The sequence below is a fragment of the Burkholderia sp. IMCC1007 genome (genome assembly GCF_027257875.1).
GTDB lineage: Bacteria > Pseudomonadota > Gammaproteobacteria > Burkholderiales > Burkholderiaceae > Burkholderia.
The window spans coordinates 85,758-108,879 of record NZ_JAPVQY010000019.1 but is presented as its reverse complement, the minus strand read 5'-3'; the positions used below and the strand labels follow the sequence as shown (position 1 = coordinate 108,879).

General features: G+C 68.4%; 27 protein-coding genes. 19 read left to right on the top strand and 8 right to left on the bottom strand.

Annotated features, from left to right (window positions below; genetic code table 11):
* Positions 1-10: 10 nt before the first annotated feature.
* The 6 genes from O1Q03_RS18505 (at position 11) to O1Q03_RS18480 (ending at position 5,313) form a co-directional block, all read left to right on the top strand.
* Positions 11-1,177 carry an extracellular solute-binding protein gene (locus O1Q03_RS18505; RefSeq protein WP_269505256.1) on the top strand — a complete coding sequence of 389 codons (1,167 nt, stop codon included), beginning with the start codon at positions 11-13 and terminating at the stop codon, positions 1,175-1,177.
* 49 nt (positions 1,178-1,226) lie between these two features.
* Positions 1,227-2,306: an ABC transporter ATP-binding protein gene (locus tag O1Q03_RS18500; protein ID WP_269505255.1), complete on the top strand. Its 1,080-nt coding sequence runs from the start codon at positions 1,227-1,229 to the stop codon at positions 2,304-2,306.
* A gap of 49 nt (positions 2,307-2,355) precedes the next feature.
* On the top strand, positions 2,356-3,228 hold the full coding sequence (locus O1Q03_RS18495) for an ABC transporter permease (protein ID WP_269505254.1): 873 nt from the start codon (positions 2,356-2,358) through the stop codon (positions 3,226-3,228).
* A complete protein-coding gene (locus O1Q03_RS18490) occupies positions 3,228-4,151 on the top strand; it encodes an ABC transporter permease (RefSeq protein WP_269505253.1) in 924 nt (307 codons plus the stop codon). The genes O1Q03_RS18495 and O1Q03_RS18490 overlap by 1 nt, the downstream gene beginning before the upstream one ends.
* Before the next feature lie 216 nt (positions 4,152-4,367).
* Positions 4,368-4,805, top strand: a complete 438-nt coding sequence (locus O1Q03_RS18485) for a hypothetical protein (protein ID WP_269505252.1) — start codon at positions 4,368-4,370, stop codon at positions 4,803-4,805.
* A 295-nt stretch (positions 4,806-5,100) separates the two neighbouring features.
* Entirely contained in the window at positions 5,101-5,313 is a 213-nt protein-coding gene (locus O1Q03_RS18480; RefSeq protein ID WP_096505276.1) for a hypothetical protein, read from the top strand.
* A 263-nt stretch (positions 5,314-5,576) separates the two neighbouring features.
* On the opposite strand, the gene O1Q03_RS18475 is transcribed toward O1Q03_RS18480, so the two are convergent.
* Positions 5,577-6,542, bottom strand: coding sequence for a D-2-hydroxyacid dehydrogenase (locus O1Q03_RS18475; RefSeq protein ID WP_269505251.1), 966 nt, complete (start codon positions 6,540-6,542; stop codon positions 5,577-5,579).
* Positions 6,543-6,794: 252 nt separating this feature from the next.
* Here O1Q03_RS18475 and O1Q03_RS18470 point away from each other — a divergent pair, with 252 nt between their 5' ends.
* From O1Q03_RS18470 to O1Q03_RS18450, 5 genes are all read left to right on the top strand, one after another.
* Entirely contained in the window at positions 6,795-7,985 is a 1,191-nt protein-coding gene (locus O1Q03_RS18470) for a CaiB/BaiF CoA transferase family protein (protein ID WP_269505250.1), read from the top strand.
* 19 nt (positions 7,986-8,004) lie between these two features.
* Positions 8,005-8,967 (top strand): hydroxymethylglutaryl-CoA lyase, encoded by a 963-nt coding sequence (locus O1Q03_RS18465; protein WP_269505249.1) that lies wholly within the window; start codon positions 8,005-8,007, stop codon positions 8,965-8,967.
* A 15-nt stretch (positions 8,968-8,982) separates the two neighbouring features.
* Positions 8,983-9,366 carry a VOC family protein gene (locus tag O1Q03_RS18460; protein WP_269505248.1) on the top strand — a complete coding sequence of 128 codons (384 nt, stop codon included), beginning with the start codon at positions 8,983-8,985 and terminating at the stop codon, positions 9,364-9,366.
* A gap of 232 nt (positions 9,367-9,598) precedes the next feature.
* Positions 9,599-10,462 (top strand): alpha/beta hydrolase, encoded by an 864-nt coding sequence (locus O1Q03_RS18455; protein ID WP_269505247.1) that lies wholly within the window; start codon positions 9,599-9,601, stop codon positions 10,460-10,462.
* A 64-nt stretch (positions 10,463-10,526) separates the two neighbouring features.
* Positions 10,527-11,420 (top strand): LysR family transcriptional regulator, encoded by an 894-nt coding sequence (locus tag O1Q03_RS18450; protein ID WP_269505245.1) that lies wholly within the window; start codon positions 10,527-10,529, stop codon positions 11,418-11,420.
* 41 nt (positions 11,421-11,461) lie between these two features.
* On the opposite strand, the gene O1Q03_RS18445 is transcribed toward O1Q03_RS18450, so the two are convergent.
* Both O1Q03_RS18445 and O1Q03_RS18440 read right to left on the bottom strand, forming a co-directional pair.
* Complete coding sequence (locus tag O1Q03_RS18445) at positions 11,462-12,919, bottom strand: MFS transporter (RefSeq protein WP_269505244.1); 1,458 nt, start codon at positions 12,917-12,919, stop codon at positions 11,462-11,464.
* Positions 12,916-13,107 carry a hypothetical protein gene (locus O1Q03_RS18440; RefSeq protein WP_269505243.1) on the bottom strand — a complete coding sequence of 64 codons (192 nt, stop codon included), beginning with the start codon at positions 13,105-13,107 and terminating at the stop codon, positions 12,916-12,918. The genes O1Q03_RS18445 and O1Q03_RS18440 overlap by 4 nt, the downstream gene beginning before the upstream one ends.
* A gap of 57 nt (positions 13,108-13,164) precedes the next feature.
* Between O1Q03_RS18440 and O1Q03_RS18435 the strand changes: the two genes are divergently transcribed.
* Complete coding sequence (locus O1Q03_RS18435; protein ID WP_269505241.1) at positions 13,165-13,338, top strand: hypothetical protein; 174 nt, start codon at positions 13,165-13,167, stop codon at positions 13,336-13,338.
* A 15-nt stretch (positions 13,339-13,353) separates the two neighbouring features.
* Here O1Q03_RS18435 and O1Q03_RS18430 read toward each other — a convergent pair whose 3' ends face one another.
* Positions 13,354-14,517, bottom strand: coding sequence for a hypothetical protein (locus O1Q03_RS18430; RefSeq protein ID WP_269505240.1), 1,164 nt, complete (start codon positions 14,515-14,517; stop codon positions 13,354-13,356).
* A gap of 144 nt (positions 14,518-14,661) precedes the next feature.
* Between O1Q03_RS18430 and O1Q03_RS18425 the strand changes: the two genes are divergently transcribed.
* The 7 genes from O1Q03_RS18425 (at position 14,662) to O1Q03_RS18395 (ending at position 20,909) form a co-directional block, all read left to right on the top strand.
* Positions 14,662-15,588 (top strand): LysR family transcriptional regulator, encoded by a 927-nt coding sequence (locus O1Q03_RS18425; protein WP_269505239.1) that lies wholly within the window; start codon positions 14,662-14,664, stop codon positions 15,586-15,588.
* 116 nt (positions 15,589-15,704) lie between these two features.
* Positions 15,705-16,910 carry a YbfB/YjiJ family MFS transporter gene (locus O1Q03_RS18420; RefSeq protein ID WP_269505237.1) on the top strand — a complete coding sequence of 402 codons (1,206 nt, stop codon included), beginning with the start codon at positions 15,705-15,707 and terminating at the stop codon, positions 16,908-16,910.
* Entirely contained in the window at positions 16,907-18,172 is a 1,266-nt protein-coding gene (locus O1Q03_RS18415) for an MFS transporter (protein WP_269505236.1), read from the top strand. Before O1Q03_RS18420 ends, O1Q03_RS18415 begins: the two co-directional genes overlap by 4 nt.
* A gap of 395 nt (positions 18,173-18,567) precedes the next feature.
* The gene (locus O1Q03_RS18410; protein WP_269505235.1) at positions 18,568-19,668 is read left to right on the top strand and encodes an NAD(P)H-dependent flavin oxidoreductase; all 1,101 of its coding nucleotides are present in this window, start codon (positions 18,568-18,570) and stop codon (positions 19,666-19,668) included.
* 141 nt (positions 19,669-19,809) lie between these two features.
* The gene (locus tag O1Q03_RS18405) at positions 19,810-20,181 is read left to right on the top strand and encodes a GFA family protein (protein WP_269505234.1); all 372 of its coding nucleotides are present in this window, start codon (positions 19,810-19,812) and stop codon (positions 20,179-20,181) included.
* Entirely contained in the window at positions 20,178-20,321 is a 144-nt protein-coding gene (locus O1Q03_RS18400) for a hypothetical protein (protein WP_269505233.1), read from the top strand. Before O1Q03_RS18405 ends, O1Q03_RS18400 begins: the two co-directional genes overlap by 4 nt.
* 132 nt (positions 20,322-20,453) lie before the next feature.
* Positions 20,454-20,909, top strand: a complete 456-nt coding sequence (locus tag O1Q03_RS18395) for a MarR family winged helix-turn-helix transcriptional regulator (protein WP_269505232.1) — start codon at positions 20,454-20,456, stop codon at positions 20,907-20,909.
* A gap of 111 nt (positions 20,910-21,020) precedes the next feature.
* On the opposite strand, the gene O1Q03_RS18390 is transcribed toward O1Q03_RS18395, so the two are convergent.
* The 4 genes from O1Q03_RS18390 to O1Q03_RS18375 form a co-directional block, all read right to left on the bottom strand.
* Entirely contained in the window at positions 21,021-21,764 is a 744-nt protein-coding gene (locus tag O1Q03_RS18390; RefSeq protein ID WP_269505231.1) for a GNAT family N-acetyltransferase, read from the bottom strand.
* A gap of 142 nt (positions 21,765-21,906) precedes the next feature.
* Entirely contained in the window at positions 21,907-22,233 is a 327-nt protein-coding gene (locus O1Q03_RS18385) for a DUF4148 domain-containing protein (protein WP_269505230.1), read from the bottom strand.
* A gap of 76 nt (positions 22,234-22,309) precedes the next feature.
* The gene (locus tag O1Q03_RS18380; protein ID WP_269505229.1) at positions 22,310-22,636 is read right to left on the bottom strand and encodes a DUF4148 domain-containing protein; all 327 of its coding nucleotides are present in this window, start codon (positions 22,634-22,636) and stop codon (positions 22,310-22,312) included.
* A 66-nt stretch (positions 22,637-22,702) separates the two neighbouring features.
* On the bottom strand, positions 22,703-23,122 hold the full coding sequence (locus O1Q03_RS18375; protein ID WP_269505228.1) for an organic hydroperoxide resistance protein: 420 nt from the start codon (positions 23,120-23,122) through the stop codon (positions 22,703-22,705).

Sequence of the window (23,122 nt, the reverse complement as noted above, 5' to 3'; positions counted from 1 at the left end):
GTGAGGAGACATGAACGCCACCCCGATCGCTCGCCGCGTCCGCCGGATCGCACTTGCCCTGAGCTTCACGCTGTCGTCCGCCGCGGCCGTCGCGGCTCCCGTATCGCTGAACATCGTCGACGTCGCGGGCAATCTGCAGCTCACGCAGAAGGCCATCGAAGCTTTCCGGGACAAGAATCCGACCCTCGTGTCGAACGTCACGTTCACGAATGCACCGGCGCCGCAGCTGCCGGGCAAGATCAAGGCGATGCAGGCGGCGGGGCGCTCCGACATCGATCTCGTGCTGACCGGCACCGACGCGCTGGCCGCCGGCATCGAGCAGAACCTGTGGCTCAAGCTGCTGCCCGACAACGCCGGCGCGTTCCCCGGCGTGCTCGAGAAGTACGCACCCGGCCCGCGCAAGATGCAGGATCTCGCACAGGGCTTCGGCCTCGAAGTGACCTACATGCCGGCCGGCCCGCTGCTCGAATACAACCCGGCGAAGGTCAGCGATCCGCCGAAGACACCCGCCCAGCTGCTTGCGTGGTGCAAGGCCCATCCGGACAAGCTGATCTACGCGCGCCCGGCGAATTCGGGCCCGGGCCGCACGTTCCTGATGGGGCTGCCATACGTGCTCGGCGACAAGAACCCGCAGGATCCGATCAACGGCTGGGACAAGACCTGGGCGTTCCTGAAGCAGCTCAACGACTGCATCCCGTACTACCCGGGCGGCACGTCGGCCGTGATGAAGGAGCTCGGCGAAGGCACGCGCGACATGACCGTGACCGTCACCGGCTGGGACATCAACCCGCGCGCGCTCGGCATCGTGCCGGCCGACTTCCGGATCCAGCCGTTCGACAACATGACGTGGGTCAACGACGCGCACTACATGGTGATCCCGAGGGGCGTGCCGAAGGACAAGCTCGACGTGCTGTTCAAGCTGATGAACTTCCTGCTCGAGCCGCCGCAGCAGGCGATGACCTACGACGACGGCTACTTCTATCCGGGCCCGGCGGTGAAGGGCGTGACGCTGGAGACTGCGCCCGCGCACAGCCAGGACGTGATCAGGAAGTTCGGCCGCCCCGAGTACGCAAAGCTGCTGGCCGAGCGTCCGCACGTGCAGCCGCTCAACGCGCAGGCGATGGTCGCCGCGTTCCAGAAGTGGGACCGCGAGATCGGTTCGCAGAAGTCGAAATGACGGATGAACCCGCGGGCGTTGCGGCGCCCGCGCCGACGGAGTTCGCGCAATGAAGCACAGTTTCGAACGGCTGCGGCTCGACGGCGTGTGCCGCAGCTTCACCAATGCGGAGGGCGCGCAGGTCGCCGCACTGAACGGGCTCGATCTCGACATCAGGCGCGGCGAGTTCATCGCGCTGCTCGGCCCGTCGGGTTGCGGCAAATCGACCGCGCTGAACTGCATTGCCGGGCTGCAGCCGCTCACGAGCGGCGGCATCTGGCTCGACGACACGCGCATCGACGTGCTGCCGCCCGAGCGCCGCGGCTTCGGGATGGTGTTCCAGAACTACGCGCTGTTTCCGCACATGTCGGTGCTCGAGAACGTCGGCTTCGGGCTGAAGATGCGCGGCGTCGCGAAGCAGGAAACGCGGCGGCGCGCACAGCAGGCGCTCGAGCTCGTACAGCTCGTCGGCCATGAAGGCAAGCTGCCCGGGCAGTTGTCGGGCGGCCAGCAGCAGCGCGTCGCGATCGCGCGCGCGATCGTCATCGAGCCGCCGCTGGTGCTGATGGACGAGCCGCTGTCGAACCTCGACACGAAGCTGCGCATCGAGATGCGGGCCGAGATCCGCCGCATCCACACGCAACTCGAACGCGCGACGATCTACGTGACGCACGACCAGGACGAGGCGCTGTCGATGGCTGACCGGATCGTCGTGATGAAGGAGGGCGTCGTGCAGCAGGTCGCGTCGCCGAAGGACGTGTACACGCGCCCGCACAACCTGCACGTCGCGCGCTTCATGGGATATCGCAACGTGCTGCCGTTCACGCTCGAAGGAACGGCCGGCGACGGCGTTCGAGTCGCGGCCGGTGGCGTGCGCCTCACCGGTGTGCCGATGGCCGGCTTCGACGCGAAGGAAGTCGTGGTCGCGCTGCGTCCGGACGATATCGAACGCGCGGAAGAAGGTGCCGACAATGCGTTCGACGCGACCGTCGAAACGGTCGAGTACGGCGGCCGCGATTCGCTGATCCGCGCCACCACGCCGTTCGGCCCGATCTGGGCGCGCGTGGCCGGCGAATTCACCGAAGCGGAACGGCTGCGGCTGCGCGTCGCGCCGGCGCGCACGCTCGTCTATGCGGGAGACGTGCAATGAACGGGCTGCGCGAAGCGGCATGCGCGGCGGGGCGTCGCGCGGGGGCCGCATGAGCACGCTCGCGACCGGCGGCACGCCGCGCGACGCGAAAGCCTGGCTCGTCACGCCCGCGCTCGCGTTCATCGTCGCGCTGTTCATCTATCCGTTCGCGTACGGCCTCGTGCTGTCGTTCCAGCCGATGAACGGCGGCGGCGCGCTCGCGAACTATGTGCAGTTCTTCACCGACACCGCGATGTGGCCGACCGTGCTCGTCACGCTGAAGCTCGCGGTGCCGGCCACGCTGATCAACGTCGGCGTCTCGGTGCCCGTCGCGTTCGCGCTGCGCCGCAATTCTCCGTATCAGAAGTTCGTCACGACGCTGCTCGTGATTCCCGTCACGCTCGGCACGGTGCTCGTCGCCGACGGGATGCTCACGTACTTCGGCCCGAACGGCTGGTTTCCGCAGGCGCTCCAGGGGCTGCATCTGTACACCCACGAAGTGCGCCTCACGCACAACTACTGGGGCGTGCTGCTGTCGCTCATCGTGTCGGGCTTTCCGTTCGCGTTCCTGCTGATGCTGTCGTACATCAGCGGCATCGACCCGACGCTCGCGCGCGCGGCGGCCACCCTCGGCGCGAACCCGTGGCAGCAGTTCCGGCAGATCTACCTGCCGCTGCTCGTGCCGGGGCTCACGATGGCCGCATGCCTGTCGTTCGTGCAGGCGTTCTCGGTGTTTCCGTCGGCCGTGCTGCTCGGCGCGCCGGCCGGGCCGACGCGCGTGATCTCGATCGCGGCGGCCGAAGCCGCGTTCGAGAGCTACGACTATTCGCTCGCGTCGGCGATCGCGATCGTGATGGGCTTCGTGCAGCTGCTGGTGGTCGCGTCGATGCTCGGCGCGCGCCGCTTCTTCTATACCGGTCCGGTCACGGGAGGCAAGGGCTGATGGGGACCGACAATCATGCATCGCCGGCGTGGCCGCCGAAGCACCACCCGCCCGGCGCGCAGCCCGTCAACGCGATGAAACCGCGGAAATTGCGCGGCAGCCTCGCCGGCCGTGCGTGGAAAGCGCTCGTGTGGGGGCTGATGGCGTTCTTCCTGCTGAACGTGATGCTGCTGATCGCGACCGTCGCGGTGAACTCGATCGCGACGCGCTGGTTCGGCACGCCGCTGCCGCAAGGCTTCACGCTGCACTGGTACGCGAAGGCATGGGAAGACTTCCAGCTCGCGAGCGTGCTGTGGGTGACCGTCGAAGTGGTCGGCGCGGTCGTGCTGCTGTCGGTCGCGCTCGGCGTGCCGGCCGCGTATGCGCTCGCGCGCGTGCAGTTCCGCGGCAAGCGCTTCGCGCTGCTGGTGTTCCTGCTGCCGCTGATGGTGCCGCCCGTCACGTACGGGATCCCGCTGGCGACCGTCATGTACAAGGTCGGGCTCGCGGGCACGTTGCCGGGCGTGATCCTCGCGAACCTGGTGCCGGCGCTGCCGTTCGTGATCCTCGTGATGACGCCGTTCATCGAACAGATCGACCCGAATCTCGAAGCCGCCGCGCGGATCTTCGGTGCGAACACCTGGCGTTATTTCCGCTATGTGCTGCTGCCGCTGCTGGTGCCCGGCATGCTCGCCGCGGGCCTGCTCGTGCTGGTGCGCACGATCGGGATGTTCGAGCTGACCTTCTTCACCGCGGGCCCGAGCACGCAGACGCTCGTCGTCGCGCTGTATTACGCGGTGTTCTCGACCGGCGTGCGCGCGCCGCAATCGATCGATGCGATGGCGATGATCTACATGGCCATCACGCTCGTGTGGGTCGTGATCGCGCTGCAGTTCGTGAGCCCGACGCAGCTGGTGAGCCGCGTGAAGCAGGAGCGGCAGTAGGCGCGAACGAAAGCGGCGGCAGCAGCAGGGCGGCGGCGCGGTTGCGTTGCGCCGCGCGCCGCGCCGGTTTTGCCCGCACGTAGCCGTGCAATTGGTTACAAATGGATACCGCGAACGACACGCGGACGTTGCAGACTACGCGGCGTACCGGCCACGCGTTGCGTTCATCGCACATCGCCGCATGCCGCCCGACGTTCACTCGATGCACGGATATCCATGAAGTTTCAAACACTGCTGACGCTCGGCTGTGCGACCTCGCTGCTTGCCGCCTGCAACCTGCTCCACGACGGCCCTGGATCGACCGACGTCGACGCCGCGGTGCGCCGTGCGCTCGAAGCGGAAAACCACGGCGGCCTGAACGCGCTGTTCGGCCAGCCGCTGCCCGTATCCGCCGACGTGGTCTCGGCGAAACCCGACGGCGACTGCAGGAAGGTCGGCGAGCGCACCTATACGTGCGACGTCGTGGTCACGTGGCGCAATACTGACTACTCGCCGTCGCGCGCGAACCTCACGTTCGTGCAGGCCGCCGACGGTTCGTGGCAGACCTCGGGCGTCGATGCGGCCATCGCGACGGGCGCCGCCAAGTCGATGATCGACAGGATCGGCAAGGCATGGCCGGGTAATGCGGGCAGCGCCGCGTCGGCGCCGCGGTAACGCGGCCGCGACGATCTTCGCCGTCGTTTTTCCGTCCAGGTAAGGCCGCGCGCATCGATGCGGGCCGTTTCGCGCCTTCTGCCGACCGCAAGCCGGCGACGACGATGGCCGCCGCCGGCGCGGCTTGCGCACGCGGCAATCGCGTTGCGCGACAGTCGGTCCCGACGCCGATCAGCGAAAAAGGGCGCGAATGCCAGCCCGTCATCCATCAGACCTATTTTCAATATCCAGGCCGAGATATAGGGAAAACCCTTAATTCGAGATATAATCGCCGGGCTAGAAGAAAGGTCGAACCATGCCCGAACGTTTCCAATCCCTTGAAAAATTTGTGTTTTCCCTGATCGTGATGTCCGCGGTCGTGTGCTCCGCATTCCTCGCGTACGAGCGTCACCCCGAGATCAAGATCGCGCTGCACGAAGGCGAAGCGCTGATGCGCGAAAGCGCCAAGTATTCGGCGATCTGCTCGCCGTCGAAGGTCGATCCCTGCGTCGAGATGTCCGCGTACTGATACGCGCGTCGACCTCCGTTTCAGGTTTCACGCCCGCCCGGCCGCTGTGGCTGCCGGCGTTCGTGCACACAGCGCGCGCGGAGAATCCGCAAACCGGTCGCAAGATCGTCCGGATGCACGAGCGCTGAATTGATGCGCCGAGTCGTCGGCATCCGCAACCCCGAATCCAGCCGGCCCCGCTTCGAGCAATCGAGCGGGGCCGTTCTGTTTTGCGCGGTCGAAATACGCGCTCGAAATCGAAACGACCGCCGCTTGCCGACGCATCACACGACGTTGCGCGGCTCCCCCGCCGCAAAGGCGGCGACGTTGTCGACGAGCTGGTCGGCCAGCGCCTGCATCGCCTCGTCGCTCGCCCATCCGACATGCGGCGTCAGGATGAAGGCCGGATGCGACAGGATCGCGTGAAACGGATGCGCGGGCGGCAGCGGCTCCTGCGTGACCACGTCGAACCCCGCCCCCGAAATCTGCCCCGACCGCAGCGCGTCGACCAGCGCGCCTTCGTCCACGAGTCCGCCGCGCGCGGTATTGATCAGCAACGGGCGGCGCGCCATCCGGGCGAACGCGCGCGCGTCGATCAGGTGTCGCGTGGCCGGCGTGAGCGGGCAGTGCAGCGTGATCACGTCGCTGTCGTGCAGCAGCGCGTCGAGCGGCACGTGGTCGTGTCCCCGAGCGTCGCCGTACGCGGCGAACCGCACGCGCATGTCGAGCGCGCGTGCGATGCCGGCCACCGCGCGGCCGAGCACGCCGTCGCCGACGATCCCGAGCGTCGACCCGGCCAGGTCGCGGATCGGGTGATCGAAGAAGCAGAACTGTCCGCTGTCGAGCCAGCGTCCCGCCCGCACCGCGTCGCGATACGCGACGAGGCTGCGGCGCAGCGCGAACATCAGCGCGAACGTGTGCTCGGGCACGGTGCGCACCGCATAGCCGCGAATGTTGCTGACGACGATGCCGCGCGCCGCGCATGCGTCCAGATCGACGATGTCGGTGCCGGTGGCCGCGATCGCGATCATCTTCAGGCGCGGTGCATCGGCGAGCGCCGCCGCGTCGAGCCGGACCTTGTTGGTGACGACGATGTCCGCGTCGCCGATACGTTCCGCCACCTCGCTCTCGGCGGTGCGTTCGAACGTACGAAATGCGTGCGGAAACGGGAACGGCTGCAGCACGGTCTGCGGCGACAGCGTCGCGCCATCGAGAAACACGATCTGCGCGGGACAAGAACTGGAAAACATGGCGGGCCTCGCTGACGGGGCGCCCGGCGGGCGCGCAACGGCAACGATTCTGCCCACGGCGCGCGCGGCTCGGCTTGACCGTTGCGCGAGTGCGCTTTCCCGAATGGAAAGGCCCGCGCAGCGTACGTCGCAGTCTCTCGCCCGCGAGCCTTTCCGCTCAGGAAAGGCTGCTTGAGCATCGATCGATTTTCGCCGGGTGCGAACGCCGTCATGATCGCCTTCATCGACAACACGATTTCATCGGAGACAGTCATGACGAGACCCCTGGACGGCATCCGCGTGCTGGAACTCGGCCAACTGATCGCCGGCCCGTTCGCGGGCCGGATGCTCGCGGAATTCGGCGCGGACGTGATCAAGGTCGAGCCGCCCGGCGTCGGCGACCCGCTGCGCAAATGGCGGCTGCTGCATGAAGGCACGTCGGTATGGTGGGCCGCGCAATCGCGCAACAAGCGCTCGCTCGCACTCGACCTGCGCACCGCCGAAGGGCAAGAGGTCGTGCGCCGCCTCGTCGCCGAAACCGACGTGCTGATCGAGAACTTCCGGCCAGGCACGCTCGAAGGCTGGGGGCTCGGCTGGGACACGCTGTCCGGCATCAACCCGGGGCTCGTGATGCTGCGCGTGTCCGGCTTCGGGCAAACCGGCCCGTACCGCGACCGGCCCGGTTTCGGCGTGATCGCCGAAGCGATGGGCGGGCTGCGGCATCTGACCGGCGAACCCGGCCGCACGCCGGTGCGCGTGGGCGTGTCGCTCGGCGATTCGCTGTCGGCGCTGCATGGCGTGATCGGCGTGCTGCTCGCGCTGCGGCATCGGGAACAGCAGGGCGGCAACGGGCAGGTCGTCGACGTCGCGCTGTACGAGTCGGTCTTCAACATGATGGAAAGCCTGCTGCCCGAATACTCGGCGTTCGGCGCGGTGCGCGAGGCGGCCGGCAGCAGCCTGCCCGGCATCGCCCCGACCAACGCGTACCGGTGCCGCGACGGCAAGTACGCGCTGATCGCCGGCAACGGCGACAGCATCTTCCGGCGGCTGATGGAGCTGATCGCGCGCCCCGATCTCGGCAACGATCCGGCGCTCGCGCACAACGACGGGCGCGTCGCGCAGGTCGCGCGGATCGACGCGGCGATCGGTGCATGGAGTGCGCAACATGATCTCGACGACGTGCTCGCCGCGCTGAACGAAGCGCGCATTCCGTCCGGGCGCATCTACGACGTCGCCGACATCGCGGCCGACCCGCACTACCGCGCACGCGACATGATCGTCGACGCCGCGTTGCCCGACGGCACGCCGGTGCTCGTGCCGGGCATCGTGCCGAAACTGGGCGCGACGCCGGGACACATCGAGCGTGCGGCGCCCGCGCTCGGCGCGCATACCGATGCGGTACTCGAATCGATCGGCATCGATGCCGCGACGCGCGACGACTGGCGCGCGCGCGGCGTGATCTGAACGGACCCGGAGCGACGACATGAGCACACGACCCAAACGACTCTACATCCACGAAGTCGCGACGCGCGACGGTTTCCAGAACGAAGCTGCCTTCGTCGACACCGACGACAAGATCGCGCTCGTCGATGCGCTGAGCGCATGCGGCTACGCGAAGATCGAAGTCACGTCGTTCACGTCGCCGAAGGCGATTCCCGCGCTGCGCGATGCCGAGGCCGTGATGCACGGCATCGTGCGCGCGCCGGGCGTCGTCTATACGGTGCTCGTGCCGAACGTGCGCGGCGCGGAGCGCGCGCTGTCGTGCGGCGTCGACGAAGTGAACCTCGTGATGTCGATGAGCGAGAGCCACAATCGCGCGAACCTGCGGATGACCCGCGAGCAGTCGTTCTCGCAGCTGCGCGACGTGATCGACGCGGTGCGCGGCACGGGCGTCGCGATCAACGTGTCGCTGTCGACCGCGATGGGCTGCCCGATGGAGGGCGACGTGCGCGCCGAAACCGTGCTCGCGTGGATGCAGCGGTTCGCGGATCTCGGCGTGCACGGCTTCACGCTGTGCGACACGACCGGCATGGCGTTTCCGTCGCAGGTGCGCGATCTCGGCGAACGCGCACGCGAGCGCTTCGGCGCACTGCAACTCACGCTGCACTTTCACAACACGCGCGGGATGGCGCTCGCCAACACGCTCGCCGCGCTCGACGCGGGCATCGACCGCTTCGACGCGTCGCTCGGCGGGCTCGGCGGATGCCCGTACGCGCCGGGCGCGACCGGCAACGCGTGCACCGAAGAGCTCGTGCACATGCTCGCGCTCGACGGCTACGATACCGGCATCGATCTCGCGGCCGTGCTTGCCGCGGCCGCGCGGCTGCCCGCGCTGATCGGGCACGACGTGCCGAGCCAGATCCTGAAGGCCGGGCGGCGCGCGGACCTTCATCCGGCGCCGCGCGCCGAAGCCGGCGACATGCCGGCGCAGCGGGCTTTCTCATGAACGGGAGCGAATCACATGGCGCTGATTGACCACCTCGACCACCTCGTGCTGACCTGCGTCGATCCGGAACGGACCAGGCACTTCTACACCGAGGTGCTGCAGATGCAGCTCGAAACCTTCGGCGCCGGGCGGCTCGCGTTCCGTTTCGGCAATCAGAAGATCAACCTGCACGTGCGCGGCGCGGAATTCGAGCCGAAGGCGCACGTGCCGGTGCCGGGTGCGCTCGACCTGTGCTTCATCGCGTCGGTGCCGCTCGACGACGTGATCGCGCATCTGCGGCGCGTCGAATGGCCGATCGTCGAAGGGCCCGTCGAGCGCACCGGTGCGACGCAGAAGATCCGCTCGGTGTACGTGCGCGACCCCGACCTGAACCTGATCGAGATCTCGGAGCCGATCTGACGGAGCAGGGCGGCGCGCCCCTTCACCGTGCGTGCCCACGCGGCCATGCAACGCGCGGCACGCTGCGCCGCAGTCCTTCGCCGAAAGCGGACACGCGCGCACCGCTCGCCGATTCCGGATAGCCGGGCCCGCCCGCGCTGCGGATAATGCGGCGACGGCGGCCCGTGCGCCGCGTTCGCAGCGGGCACCGCGCAGGGCCCGCGCCTCCGCAATCCGACCAGGTGCTTCCCGAATGACGATCCTCTATCGCGGCATGGACCGCGCGGCACTCGACGCCGCCTATCTGAACACGAAGGCGATTGCCGATTTCCCGGCGGTGCTCGCGTCCTGCCAGGCGCGCAGCGCGGCGCTGTACGACGCGACACCCGGCAGCCGCGATCTGCGTTACGGCCCGCGTGCCGCGCAGCGCTTCGACTGGCTGCGCTGCGGCCGGCCCGACGCACCGCTGTTCGTGTTCATTCACGGCGGCTACTGGCAACACTGCGCGAAAGAGGATTTCGCGTACGCCGCGGCCGGGCCGCTCGCGCGCGGCTTCGACGTGGTGCTCGCCGAATACACGCTCGCGCCGGCCGCATCGATGACCGGCATCGTCGCCGAGATCGGCGCGTTGCTCGATCATCTCGCGGCCGATCCGGACGGCATCGGCACCGCCGGCAGGCCGCTCCATCTGAGCGGGCACTCGGCCGGCGGCCACCTGACGGCCGTGCATCGCGCGCATCCGGCCGTCGTGTCGGCGCTCGCGATCAGCCCGCTCGTCGATCTCGAACCGATCTCGCTGTGCGTGCTCGACGACAAGCTGCAACTCACCGCGCACGAGATCGCGGCCTACAGCCCGCTGCACCATGTCGGTCCCGGCGCGCCGACCGTCGTCGCGGTCGGCGCGGCCGAGCTGCCGGAGCTCGTGCGGCAAGCGCACGAATACGCCGACGCGTGCGAAGCAGCCGGCGAACGCGTTGCGCGCGCATGGTTGCCCGGCATGCAGCATTTCTCGGTGCTCGACGATCTCGCGAAGCCGGACGGCGCGATGCTCGCGGCATTGCACGCGCTGACGTCGCGCCGACCGGGCCGTTTCACGCCCGCACGGCCGCGCGTATGATCGGCATCAGGCCGAGCCGGCGCTGACCGCGCGCGCCGCACGGCTTTTCCCCAGGATCCACGACATGGTGAACCCGCTTCATTTCGATCTGCAGTCGCTGCGCGTGTTCGCGCTCGTCGCCGAGCACGGCAGCCTGACCAAGGCGGCCGAGCATGGCCAGCTCACGCTGTCCGCGGTCAGCAAGCGCATTGCGGAGCTCGAAAGCGTGACGGGCAGTGCGCTGTTCGTCCGGCATGCGCGCGGCGTCGAACTGACGCCCGCCGGCCGCGCGCTGCTCGACCATGCGGCGAAGGTGATCGAGCAGGTCAACCGGATGGCGCACGAGATGAGCGACTATGTCGCCGGCGTGCGCGGCCACATCCACGTGTGGACCAACACGTCGGCCATCGTCCAGTTCCTGCCCGCCGATCTCGCCGCGTTCCTCACCGACAACCCGGGCATCAAGGTCAGTCTCGAGGAGCGGCTGAGCCACGAGATCGTCGACGCGCTCGCGTCCGGCAAGGCCGATCTCGGCGTGTTCGCGGACAACGTCCCGGCGCCGGGCATCGAACGCCGGCTGTACCGGCGCGATGAACTCGTGCTGCTCGTGCCGCGCGGGCATCGCTTCGCCGCGCACGACAGCATCCGCTTCGCGGAGACGCTCGATGAAGACTACGTCGGCCTGAGCGACGGCAGTTCGCTGCTCGCGCGGATGACCGACGCCGCGTTCGCGGTCGAGCGCTCGCTGAAGCTGCGCATCCAGGTATCGAATTTCGACGGCGTGAGCCGGATGATCGAGGCCGGGCTCGGCATCGGCGTGCTGCCGCGCGATGCGGTCACCCGCGAGCGCGCAGCGCGGCTCGGGGTCGTGAAGCTCGACGATGCGTGGGCGACGCGCACGCTGTGGGTCGGCGTGAAGGCCGGCACCGTGCTGACCACCGACATCGCGAAGCTGTTCGATTTCATGTCGGCGCGCTGAGCGCGACGCATGCATCGGCACGCGCCGCGCCGGGTGTCGCATTACACCGGATTGATGTCGTCCTGGCTGCGTCGCGTGGTCAGCGGCCCGAACACGCGCAGCGTGACCGCGACGATGCCGAGCGCGACCGAGATCACGCCGAACATCGCGCCCGCGCCGTAATCGGCGAGCACCGGCAGCAGCATGAACGGCAGCGCGCCGCTGACGATGCGCGACAGCGCATACGTGCTGCCGATCGCCGTCGAGCGCACGCGTGCCGGGAAGATCTCGGCCTGGTACACGTGATACGCGTTGCTGAACACGTTCGATGCGCAGGTCGTCAGGAAACCGAAGCAGACGATCAGCGCCGTATTGCCCGAATACGCGAAGCCCAGCCCGAATGCGGCGATCGACAGGATCGACACGATCACGAGCGTGCGGCGCTCGATCCAGTTCAGCAGCGGAATCGACAGCAGCGAGCCGATCGGATAACCGACGAACGACAGCGCGATGAACAGCGTGCTGTCCGTCACGTCGAAACCGCGGCTCTTGACGACCGTGCCCGCGAGCGTGCCGAACCCGTAATAGCCGAAGCCCTGGAACAGGTGGAACACCGCGAGCATCAGGTAACGCTTGCCGTACGGCTGACGGCGCAGCAACGCAATGCGCTCGCCGATGCGAAGCGGCCGCTGCGGTTCGGCGGATTCGGCGAACTGCTCGGGAGCGCGCACGCCGGCGCTTTGCGCGAAGCGCCGCGCGGCGGCATGTGCTTCCGCCGTGCGGCCTTGCGCGAGCAGCCAGCGCGGGCTTTCCGGCAGCCGGTGCTGGATCAGCAGCACGTACACGGCGCCGAGGCTGCCGATCGCGAGAATGATGCGCCAGCCGGCCACGCCGGCGATATGCAATGGATTGAGCCACACCGCGAGAAAGCCGACCAGCGGCACCGCGACGTAGGAAGTCGTATAGGCCCACGCGGCGAGCCGCCCGCGCTTTTCCTTCGGCAGGATTTCGGACAGGAAGCTGTCGGCGACCGGATAGATCGCGCCGACGCCGATGCCCGTCAGGAACCGGCATGCGACCAGCATGTCGGCGTTCACCGAGAATGCGCCGACCAGCGAGAACGCGCTGTACCAGACGAGCGTGATCAGAAACGCCTTGCGGCGGCCGATCCGGTCGGCGAGGCTGCCCAGGCAGAACGCGCCGACGAACATCCCGATGAACGCCGACGCCAGCAGCAGCTTGAAATCCGCGCTTTGCCGGCTCAGTCCGTACTCGTGCTGCAACGCGGTGCCGATCGTGCTGACGAGGAAGATCTCGTACATGTCGAAGAATAGCCCGACGCCGATCACCCACACGACGAACCGGTGCAATGCGCCGACCGGCAGGTCGTCCATGAATTCGCCGAGCGTGATGCCACGGGCGGCAACGGTGGGCGGCTCGGCTTCCGCGCGGGCCGAAGCCGGCAGGGCGGAAGCGGGTCTGCCCGCCGTGCCGCCAAGATCGAGGGATTGGCTGTTCATCGTGTCTCCAGATTGTCGATTTGCCGTGGCGCGCTGCCCGGCCGTTCGCGGCCGCCATCACGGGCGCGGTCGCGCGATGCGACGGCGACGCCCGCAACGTCGGCCAAAAGGCCGGAAGCGCGGGCGGCGCCGATCGTCCGAAACATGGTGGGCGAATTCGCGCGGCGCGAAAATTGCGGATGCTTCAAGCATCCTTTCCCGGGCAGAAAGGCTGCTGAACGCCCGCCGGACGGGCGTCGGCCAGCATGCTGGCCGACCCCGGAGCGCCGACGCAGGGAAAACCACGGGGTTCGTCTCGCGTGATCGGCGATCGCGAATGGCATGTGCAGCGCGTTGATATCAGCACGGCCGGCCGGGATCGCACGATCGAGCGGCGGCCGCGACGCACGTCATCGGCCGGCGTCGGCCTGCCGATGTGACGAATCAGGCGCGCTTCATTGCGGCGCACAGCGACTGGAATGTCCGGCCTGCGGCACCGGATCGAAACCGGCATCGACGGCATCGACGGCATCGGCCCCGGTCCGCTCGTGCCGGACCGTATCTGACGCAACGGCCTGCAACCGCTCGGCCATCTGCGGCGCGATGCCGAGTTGCGCGGCTGCCTGCTCCTGCGGGCCGAACGTGCGCACATCGACGCCCGCAATCTGCTGGAACAGCACGAGCGCGCTGAGGTAGGCGCCGAGCACGCCCGGATGCAGGTAATCGGGCTGCGACATCGGCGGATCGCCGTGCGCGTGCATCCCGTACCACAGCATCGGCGCGCCGGACGGTGCATACGGATCGGGATCGGCGATACCGGCTGCCCATGCCCGCTGCCACGCGCGGCCGACCGGCGCGACGGCGACGATCGACGGATCGGCCCGGCGTGCCCGTTCGAATGCGTCGCGATACGCGGCGCCGATGTCGGCGATGCGATCGAGGTAGCGCGCGTGGAAACCGTCGCTGCCCGGCGCGCCGGCGAGCGCTTTCGCGCGATCGGCGCTCGGCCAGGTCTCATACAGGTAGACGCGCGCGTGCGGCGCCGCCGCACGAATGCCGCGCGCGAGCCGCGCGACGCTCGCACAGAAACCGGCGGGGTCGCTGGCGCGGCTGTGCGTGAGCGCGAACGGCAGCGGCTTCGCGCTCAGTTCCTGCAGCACGACGGCGTCCCAGATGGGCCGGTCGATCACGCGCGACGCAACGCGGTCGTGTTTCGCGAGACTCGTCGCCGACATCGCTTCGAGATGAACGTCGTAGTCGAGCCCGGCTTCGACCGCGAAGCGCGCGAAGATGCCCGGAATCCCGCCCCACGGGCCGGGCTCGAATTCGGCGCGGGCGCCGGTCTGCGCGAAGTTTTCGTCGACGACCTGCGCGGTGTCGCCGCGCGCGCCGCTGCCGGTGCGCATCGCGCCGTACGAGCGCACGGGCGTGTAGCGGCCGTGCGTGAGGCTGTCGCCGACGAACAGGATGTGTTGCGGCGTGCGAGCGGCCGGCGCGCGCGGCAAATCGTCTGCGGAACCCGCGCTCGCCGGCCCGACGATCAGCAACGCCGCGACGCACGCCAGCGCGTGACGCACGACGACGCAACGGAACGGCGGTACGGCAGGCTTTTCAGTCATCGCAGGGTTCCGCAACGGCGCATGGCGCAAGTATTTCACGAAGCGGCCCGGCACGGCCGGTCAGGCACCGGAGCGCGCCTACGGTAGACTGCTCGCTGCGCTTTCCCGCCCCAATGACACGACCACTCGCGCCCACTCAAAGCCATGGACCGAATCGATGCGATGAAGGTGTTCGTCGCCACGCTGGACGAGGGCAGTCTCGCGGGCGCGAGCCGCCGGCTCGGCCGCTCGCCGGCGGCAGTCAGCCGCGCGATCGCGTTTCTCGAAGAACACACGGGCACCGCGCTGCTGTACCGCACCACGCGGACGATCCGCCTGAGCGAAGCCGGCGAGCGCTACGCGGCGGCGTGCCGCCGCATCCTCGCCGATCTCGAGGAAGCCGACATGCTGATCGCCGACGAGCGCTCGGCGCCGCGCGGGCTGCTGACGATCACCGCGCCGGTCGCCGCGGGCGAGGACGTGCTGCGCGCGCTGCTCGACGAATTCATCGACCGCCATCCGGACGTGTCGATCCGACTGCAGTTGCTCGACCGTCCCGTGAGCCTGATCGACGAAGGGATCGACGTCGCGCTGCGCATCGCGCACCTGGCGGATTCGACGCTCGTCGCCATTCCGGTCGGCGCCGTGCGGCGGGTCGTCGTCGCGTCGTCCGACTACCTGGCGAAACATCCGCCGATCACGGCGCCGGCGGATCTCGCGCAACACCGGATCATCTCGATGACGCACTTCGGGCTCGATTCGTGGAGCTTCCCGCCGACCGGCTCGTCCGCGCTGCCGCAGGTCGTCCAGTTCGCGCCGCGCTTCATCGTCAACACGATCCGCGGCGCGGTCGCGTCCGCGCTCGCCGGCCACGGCGTGACGCGGCTCTTCTCGTATCACGTCGCCGAGCCCGTGCGCGACGGCGCGCTGCGGATCGTGCTGCGCGACAGCGAGCATGCGCCGCTGCCGATTCATCTCGTCACGCCTTACGGCCGCCTGTCGGTCCCGAAGGTGCGCGCATTCGTCGATTTCGTAACACCGCGCCTGCGCGAACACTTCGCGCGGCTGGCTGCCATTACCGACGGCGATTGAGTCGTTTCACGGAAGAATGGCTTCCGTAACGCGTGGATTCTGCCGGACTTCGGTTCAATCTAGACTTCCTTCAACCGACGAGCGCGCGTGCGCCCGTCCAGCGAATGGAGGTCAACATGCAACACGCGGTTCTGAACCGCCCGCACGCCCCGGCGTTCAACGTATGGCGCGGCACGGTGTCCGGCGCCAGTGCGAGCCTGATCGGCATCGGCCTCGCGCGGTTCGCGTACACGCCGCTGCTTCCCGCGATCATCGGCGCGCACTGGTTTCCCGCGTCGACCGCCGCGTATCTCGGCGCGGCGAACCTCGGCGGCTATCTGGCCGGCGCGCTCGTGGCCGGTGCGCTGGCGCGCCGCGCCGGCTCGACCACCGTGCTGCGCGCGATGATGCTGATCGCGACGCTCGCGTTCGTCGCGTGCGCGGTGCCCGTGTCGTTCCTGTGGTTCTTCGTGTGGCGTTTCGCGTCCGGGCTGTCGGGTGGCGCGTTGATGGTGCTCGCCGCACCGGCCATCCTCACGCACGTGCCGCCCGCGCGGCGCGGTTTCGCGAGCGGCGGCATCTTCACCGGGATCGGCCTCGGCATCGCGGCGTCGGGCACGATCGTGCCGATCCTGCTGCGGCAGGGCCTCACCGCGACGTGGCTCGGGCTCGCGCTCGTGTCGCTGCTGCTGACCGCCGTCGCGTGGCGCGGTTGGCCGGCCGACGACGCCCCGCCCGCAGTCGCCGCCCCGTCCCGCGCCGCACCCGCGCACGACCTGCGCGCCGGCAGCCTGCGCGCGCTGTACGTCGAATACGGGCTGAATGCAGTCGGCCTCGTCCCGCACATGATCTTTCTCGTCGACTACGTCGCGCGCGGGCTCGGCAAGGGCGTCGACGCGGGCGCGCAGTACTGGGTGCTGTACGGGCTCGGCGCGATCGTCGGGCCGCTCGCCTGCGGGCATCTGGCCGACCGTGCCGGCTTCGGCCGCGCACTGCGCATCGCGTTCGCGATCGAGGCCGCCGCGGTCGTGCTGCCGCTGCTCGGGATGGGGCCGGCCGCGCTGATGGTATCGAGCGTGCTGGTCGGCGCCTTCACGCCGGGCATCGTGCCGCTCGCGCTCGGCCGCGTGAACGAACTGCTCGCGCATCATCCGTTGGTGGCGAAACGCGCATGGCGAGGCGCCACCACCAGCTTCGCGATCATGCAGGCGGTGGCCGCGTACGGTCTGTCGTTCGTGTTCGCGTCGAGCGGCGGCCATTACGAAACCTTGTTCGCCGTCGGCGCCGCCGCGCTGCTGCTGGCCCTCGCGGTCGACCTGATCGCCACACGGCGCACGCGATGAGCACGACCATTCAGACGCCGGCCGCGGCGCTCGCCGACGGGCCCGCCGCCAGCTATGCCGAACGCCATGCGCGCTACTGGCGGCGCAATCTGGCCGTGTGCGTGTTCGGCTCGTTCACGACGCTCGTCAGCCTGAGCATGCTGCTACCGTTCCTGCCGTTGTACGTGCGGCAACTCGGCGTCGACGCGCAGTCGGCCGTGATCCAGTGGTCGGGCGTTGCATTCGGCGCGACCTTTCTCGGCACCGCGGTCACCGCGCCATTGTGGGGCCGCCTCGCCGACCGCTTCGGCCGCAAGCCGATGCTCGTGCGCGCGGCGCTCGGGATGGCCGTCGTGATGTCGCTGATCGGCGTCGCGCACGATGTCCATCAACTCGTCGCGCTGCGGCTCGTAGCCGGGCTCGTCGGCGGCTACGCGTCGGCGTCGACCGTGATGGTCGGCACGCAGGCACCGCGCGAACGCGCGGGCTGGGCGCTCGCCATCCTGTCGACCGGCGCGCTCGCGGGCAATCTCGTCGGGCCGCTCGTCGGCGGCTTGCTGCCGGGCTGGCTCGGCATTCGCGGCACGTTCTTCGCGGGAGGCGCGATGATCGCTGTGGCCGCGCTGCTGACGATCATCGTCGTGAAGGAAGACTTTCGCCCGGATACCGACGCGCAGGTGCGCACCCGCGCCACGACCGCGCGCCCGGCACGGCGCACGCACCGGGCCGCCGTCGGCACGCTGCTGGTGACCGCGATGATGGTGTTGCTCGCGAACATGTCGATCGAGCCGATCATCACCGTCTATATCGGCGGCCTCGGCGTCGGCACCGGTCATCTGGCGCGCGTCGCCGGCGTCGTGATGGCGTGTTCGGCGGTCGGCAGCATGCTGACCGCCGCGCGGCTCGGTGCGCTCGCGGACCGGATCGGCAGCTGGAACGTGATCGTCGGCTGCCTGCTGTTGACCGCGCTCGCGATGGTGCCGCAGGCGTTCGTCACGCACTGGTGGCAGCTGGCGGCGCTGCGCGTGCTGATGGGGATGACGCTCGCGGGGCTGCTGCCGTCGATCGGCAAGCTGGTTCGCCAATCCGGCGACGACCGCGCGACGGGGCAGATGCTCGGTTATCTGCAATCCGCGCAATTCAGCGGGCAGGTGATTGGGCCGGTGATCGGCGGGCAGATCGGTGTCGCGCTCGGCCTGCATTCGGTGTTCTTCGTCACGGCCGCGCTGCTGGCCGCCTGCGCGGGACTCGCGTACCGCGTGCGCGGCCGGCCGGGTCGATAGCAGGGGGGGGGGCCGATGCGTCGTGTTGTTCAAGCGCGGCACGAACGCATCGGCCTGCCGGTCATTCCGGCTCGCGGTTGTGCTGCGTCACGTGGTCCGCAGCGCGCAGACGATGGCCGTTTTGCCCATCTTCTCGAACGGGTCGGCCATCTCCATCCACGCGATTCGGGGAAGCGTTTTCATTCGCTTCCGGTTTCAATGCGCGACGATGATGAATGCGGTGAGCGCGATCGGGAACAGCAAAGCCGAGTCGGGTGAAGCGTTCGATGAACGCCGCACGCTGACGGCCTTGGAGGTGGTTTCGCGGTCCGCTATGCTACGAGCAACCCGTCAGCGCAACACATACCGCGGTCGCAGCACGTTCGCACCTCGATCGCCCACTGGAGGCACACGACATGAATCACTCGACCGACACCCGGACGCTGTTGCGCACGCTCGGCATCCGCGTCCCGATCATCCAGGCGCCGATGGCCGGCGTCAGCACGCCGGCGCTGGCGGCGGCCGTGTCGAACGCGGGCGGCCTCGGCTCGCTCGGCGTCGGCGCAACGAACGCCGACGGCGCACGCAAGATGATCCGCGACACGCGCGCGCTCACCGACCGGCCATTCAACATCAACCTGTTCTGCCACCAGCCGGCCGTCGCCGACGCCGCCGTCGAGCGCGCGTGGCTCGAGTGGCTCGCGCCGGCATTCCGCGAGCAGGGCGCGACGCCGCCCGCAGCGCTGTCGGAGATTTACACGAGCTTCGTCGCGGACGACGCGATGCTCGCGATGCTGCTCGATGAAAAGCCGGCCGTCGTCAGCTTTCACTTCGGATTGCCGTCCGACGAGGCGATCGCGACGTTGAAGCGCGCGGGCATCACGCTGTTCGCCGCAGCGACGAATCTCGACGAAGCCCGGCAGATCGCCGCAGCGGGCATCGACGCCATCGTCGCGCAGGGCATCGAGGCCGGCGGACACCGCGGCGTATTCGATTCGACGGCGCACGACGACCGGCTCGGCACCTTCGCGCTGACGCGCCTGATCGTGCGCGAATGCGCACTGCCGGTGATCGCCGCGGGCGGCATCATGGACGGCGACGGAGTTGCGGCCGCGCTCGCGCTCGGCGCGCAGGCCGCGCAGCTCGGCACGGCCTTCGTCGCATGCCCGGAGACGTCGATCGACGACGGCTATCGTCGCGCGATCCTCGGTGATGCGGCACGGCGCACGACGTTGACGGCCGCGATCTCCGGCCGCGTCGCGCGCGGCATCGAGAACCGGTTCACTGCGCTCGGCGACGATCCGAATGCGCCGCCCACGCCGGCCTATCCGATCGCGTACGACGCGGGCAAGGCGCTGCATGCGGCCGCGAAGGCGAAGGGCGAATTCGGCTACGGCGCGCAATGGGCCGGGCAGGCGGCGCCGCTCGTGCGGTCGTTGCCGGCCGCCGAACTGTTCGCGGCGCTCGAGCGCGAAACACGCGAGGCCATCGCGCGGTTGCAGCACGCGCTGGACTGATTGCCCGATATCCACGGCCACACGCAGCGGGCGCCGCAAAATTGCAATGCTCTGTATCTGCGCGCCATGCGGATACAGAGCGATACAACGCATCGACACGCGTCCGCTATAACGCAGGCATGACCTCTCGAGGAGCACATCATGTCTGCCACCTGGTTCAACGGGTCCTGCCATTGCGGGGCCGTCAAATTCGAAGTCCGCACCGCGCTTGCGCCGGCGGTTCGCTGCAACTGCAGCCTCTGCCGCCGCCGCGGTGCGCTGATGAGCCCGATGTTCCCCGCAAGCGAGCTGAACATCGTCGCGGGCGAGGACGCACTCACGCTCTACCGCTTCAACACGCGCACGGCCCGTCACTATTTCTGCAGCCGTTGCGGCGTCTATCCGTTCCATCAGACGCGCAAGGACCCCGGATGCTGGCGCGTCAATCTCGGCTGCCTCGACGGCGTCGATCCGTATGCGCTCGACGCGTCGGTTGCCAACGGCGCAAGTCTGTCCGTCGTGGAGGACGCATGAAACGCTGGCTGATGATCCTGCTGTTCGCCGCGGGCGGCCTCGCGACCGAAATCGCGCATCCGGTGCAGTGTTCGCTGCTGTCGGTGAGCCGGCAGCGGACCGGTGCGCGTCGCGGGCCGGACGACCGCGCGCGAAACTGACCCCGAGCGCGAGTTCGGGCGCACGCATCCTCTTTCCTCTTGATCGGAAACGATAACCATGCTTCCGATAAGATCGCATGCGATATATAATGCGTTCACCTGCGACCGCTCGTGAGTCGATGGAGAACGTTCATGAAACCGACTGAAGCACAATCGCCCGCCACGCCGAAGCTGTCCGAGTTTCTGTGTTTTGCGATCTATTCGACGAACCTCGCGTTCGGCAAGGCGTACAAACCGATCCTCGAAGCGCTCGGCCTCACATACACGCAATACATCACGATCATCGCGCTGTGGGAGGAGGGCAACCAGACCGTCGGGCAACTCGGCGAGAAGCTGTTCCTCGAGTCGAACACATTGACGCCGATCCTGAAGAAGCTCGAGGCGATGGGCTATCTGGAGCGGCATCGCGATCCGTCGGATGAACGCCAGGTGCTCGTGAGCCTGACGAAAAGCGGCCGCCGCGTGCGCGAAAAGGGGCTCGACATGAACCTCGTCGAAGCGACCGGCCTGAAGCCCGACGAATTCGCGAAGATGCAGAAGGCGATCGTCACGCTGCGCGGCAACCTGATCGATTCAGTCAGCGAATAAGCGAACCGACGCAGATTCGATACCCGGCCGGCGCAGCAGCTTGCGCTGGCCACCGTCATCTTCGCGACTTTCCTTGCGTGTCAGGCCGTCAGAGTCGACAGGCGTCATCGGTTACGGCTGGTTCTCCGGCTCGCCCGCTCCCGTTGCCGCGCTTCCCAGCACCAGCAAGTTCATGTCGCGGCGCGTTACGAAGCCAAGTGCCCGATAGCGGTCGATCGCGACGCGATTCGACGACAGCACGTGCAGAAACGGCGTTTCCCCGCGTGCGCGCAGGCTTGCGATCAACGACCGAATCAGTCCCGCCGCGAACCCTTGGCCGCGAAACGCCGGATCCACGCACACGGCGCTGATCTCCACATGGCCGCCGGCCCTCAGCCGGTGGCCGCTCATCGCGACGAGCCGCCCCTGCCTGCGGACACCGATATAGCCGCCGAATTCAATGGTGCGCGGGCCGAACGGGCCCGGTTCCGTCGCCGCGATCAGTTCGAGCATTTCCGGCACGTCGGCTTCGGTCAGCGACACGTGCTCGAAAGGATCCACGTCATCGAGCGTTCCTTGCCAGACCATCTGATGCAGCACCGCGCGCCAGACCACGGAAAAGCCGGCCGGCGTCGGGATTTCGTCCGGCGTGACCAGCGCAGCAGGCCCGTGCGCGTCGATCAGGCCACGCAATGCGTCGAACGCGCCCGCGCTGCGGTCGGCCATGCCGGCAAACGGCGCGACCGTCGGAGGGAACCGCAAGGCGCGATCGTCGCCGAGCGCGAAACGGCGCTGCTCGCCGGCGAGTGCATTCCATACCACGTTGTCGAGCGGGTGCGGCGTGTCTGCCGCGTGTCCTGTCGTTGCTTCCAGCATCGCCGGTTCCTCGAGTGAAGGCTGTCCGTCGCACAGCATAGGCGCGATCGCCTGCGCCGGCAGCGCACCAACGAAAAAGCGTATGCGATTACATCGCATGCGCTTTATTTACTGTACGTTGCCGCCGGTTGCGGCGCGACGCTCAGTGTCCGAAGTAGATCGAGCGCTCGGCCATGCGGATCGTGCCGCGACTGCCGGATTGCGTTGCGCTGTCGCCGTTGCCGCCGTAACCGGATGCCTGCGGGTCGGCCGCCGTCGCATCGGTGTCACGCACCCGTTTCAGCGCGGCCTGCAGGTTGTCCGGATAGTTCGGGTCGTTCGGGCGATTCGGCAGATAGCCGGCCTTCTGGAGCGCGGCCAGCTCCGCGCGCACCTGCGCACGCGTGACGGTGCTCTCGGCGGCGAACGCCGGCACGGCAACGGAAGCCGACACGGCGACGAGCAGGGCTGCAATCAGTTGGGTCTTCATATGTACCTCGACGGAAAAGAAGGAATTCGGGCGTTGCGCGCCGCACGCCGGCATCCGGCGCCGATCGCGCCTGGGTTCAGTGACCGAAGTAGATCGAGCGATCGGCGATGCGCGTCGTGGGCCGGCTGCCCGACTGGGTCGCGGCTGCGGCGTCGCTGCCGTAACCGGACGTCGCGGCAGCGGCCGTCACGGTGTCGTTTGCAGAAATACGTGCGAGCGCGGCCTGCAGATCGTTCGGATAGTGCGGATCGTTCGCGCGGCCCGGCACATAGCCGGCTTGCTCGAGCTGGACGAGTTCGGCGCGCACTTGCGCACGCGTCACGACGGCTTCGTTGGCAAAGGCCGGCGCGGCAACGGCAGCGGACACGGCAACGAGAACGGCAGCGATCAGTTGGGTTTTCATCATTGATCTCGACAAGAATGGGAAAGGACATTCGCGAGGGCGGCGTCGGGCCGCCCCGCGCAGCGTTCAGACGATGCGGATTTCGACGTCGATGTTGCCGCGCGTCGCCTTCGAATACGGGCAGGTCTGATGCGCGGTATCGACGATGTGCTGGACCACGTCACGGTCGAGCCCCGGCGCGCTCACGTTCAGCCGCGCTTGCAGGAAGTACGCGTTACCACCCATGCCGAGGTCCACTTCGGCATCGACCGCCAGATCGGCCGGCAGCGTCACCTTCGCCGCACGCGCCGCAAGCTGCATCGCGCCGATGAAGCAGGCCGACCAGCCGGCCGCGAACAGCTGTTCCGGATTGGTGCCGGTGCCCGCGCTGCCCGGCGACGACAACTGGATGTCGAGGCGGCCGTCGGAACTACGCGCCGCGCCGTCGCGACCGCCGGAAGTCGTATGCGTCTTGCCCGTGTACAGCACTTTTTCGATCTTGCTCAT

Coding starts and splice junctions, on each gene's coding strand:
- O1Q03_RS18505 (WP_269505256.1), top strand. CDS start 11: ATGAACGCCACCCCGATCGCTCGCCGCGTCCGCCGGATCGCACTTGCC.
- O1Q03_RS18500 (WP_269505255.1), top strand. CDS start 1,227: ATGAAGCACAGTTTCGAACGGCTGCGGCTCGACGGCGTGTGCCGCAGC.
- O1Q03_RS18495 (WP_269505254.1), top strand. CDS start 2,356: ATGAGCACGCTCGCGACCGGCGGCACGCCGCGCGACGCGAAAGCCTGG.
- O1Q03_RS18490 (WP_269505253.1), top strand. CDS start 3,228: ATGGGGACCGACAATCATGCATCGCCGGCGTGGCCGCCGAAGCACCAC.
- O1Q03_RS18485 (WP_269505252.1), top strand. CDS start 4,368: ATGAAGTTTCAAACACTGCTGACGCTCGGCTGTGCGACCTCGCTGCTT.
- O1Q03_RS18480 (WP_096505276.1), top strand. CDS start 5,101: ATGCCCGAACGTTTCCAATCCCTTGAAAAATTTGTGTTTTCCCTGATC.
- O1Q03_RS18475 (WP_269505251.1), bottom strand. CDS start 6,542: ATGTTTTCCAGTTCTTGTCCCGCGCAGATCGTGTTTCTCGATGGCGCG.
- O1Q03_RS18470 (WP_269505250.1), top strand. CDS start 6,795: ATGACGAGACCCCTGGACGGCATCCGCGTGCTGGAACTCGGCCAACTG.
- O1Q03_RS18465 (WP_269505249.1), top strand. CDS start 8,005: ATGAGCACACGACCCAAACGACTCTACATCCACGAAGTCGCGACGCGC.
- O1Q03_RS18460 (WP_269505248.1), top strand. CDS start 8,983: ATGGCGCTGATTGACCACCTCGACCACCTCGTGCTGACCTGCGTCGAT.
- O1Q03_RS18455 (WP_269505247.1), top strand. CDS start 9,599: ATGACGATCCTCTATCGCGGCATGGACCGCGCGGCACTCGACGCCGCC.
- O1Q03_RS18450 (WP_269505245.1), top strand. CDS start 10,527: ATGGTGAACCCGCTTCATTTCGATCTGCAGTCGCTGCGCGTGTTCGCG.
- O1Q03_RS18445 (WP_269505244.1), bottom strand. CDS start 12,919: ATGAACAGCCAATCCCTCGATCTTGGCGGCACGGCGGGCAGACCCGCT.
- O1Q03_RS18435 (WP_269505241.1), top strand. CDS start 13,165: ATGCTGGCCGACCCCGGAGCGCCGACGCAGGGAAAACCACGGGGTTCG.
- O1Q03_RS18430 (WP_269505240.1), bottom strand. CDS start 14,517: ATGACTGAAAAGCCTGCCGTACCGCCGTTCCGTTGCGTCGTCGTGCGT.
- O1Q03_RS18425 (WP_269505239.1), top strand. CDS start 14,662: ATGGACCGAATCGATGCGATGAAGGTGTTCGTCGCCACGCTGGACGAG.
- O1Q03_RS18420 (WP_269505237.1), top strand. CDS start 15,705: ATGCAACACGCGGTTCTGAACCGCCCGCACGCCCCGGCGTTCAACGTA.
- O1Q03_RS18415 (WP_269505236.1), top strand. CDS start 16,907: ATGAGCACGACCATTCAGACGCCGGCCGCGGCGCTCGCCGACGGGCCC.
- O1Q03_RS18410 (WP_269505235.1), top strand. CDS start 18,568: ATGAATCACTCGACCGACACCCGGACGCTGTTGCGCACGCTCGGCATC.
- O1Q03_RS18405 (WP_269505234.1), top strand. CDS start 19,810: ATGTCTGCCACCTGGTTCAACGGGTCCTGCCATTGCGGGGCCGTCAAA.
- O1Q03_RS18400 (WP_269505233.1), top strand. CDS start 20,178: ATGAAACGCTGGCTGATGATCCTGCTGTTCGCCGCGGGCGGCCTCGCG.
- O1Q03_RS18395 (WP_269505232.1), top strand. CDS start 20,454: ATGAAACCGACTGAAGCACAATCGCCCGCCACGCCGAAGCTGTCCGAG.
- O1Q03_RS18390 (WP_269505231.1), bottom strand. CDS start 21,764: ATGCTGGAAGCAACGACAGGACACGCGGCAGACACGCCGCACCCGCTC.
- O1Q03_RS18385 (WP_269505230.1), bottom strand. CDS start 22,233: ATGAAGACCCAACTGATTGCAGCCCTGCTCGTCGCCGTGTCGGCTTCC.
- O1Q03_RS18380 (WP_269505229.1), bottom strand. CDS start 22,636: ATGAAAACCCAACTGATCGCTGCCGTTCTCGTTGCCGTGTCCGCTGCC.
- O1Q03_RS18375 (WP_269505228.1), bottom strand. CDS start 23,122: ATGAGCAAGATCGAAAAAGTGCTGTACACGGGCAAGACGCATACGACT.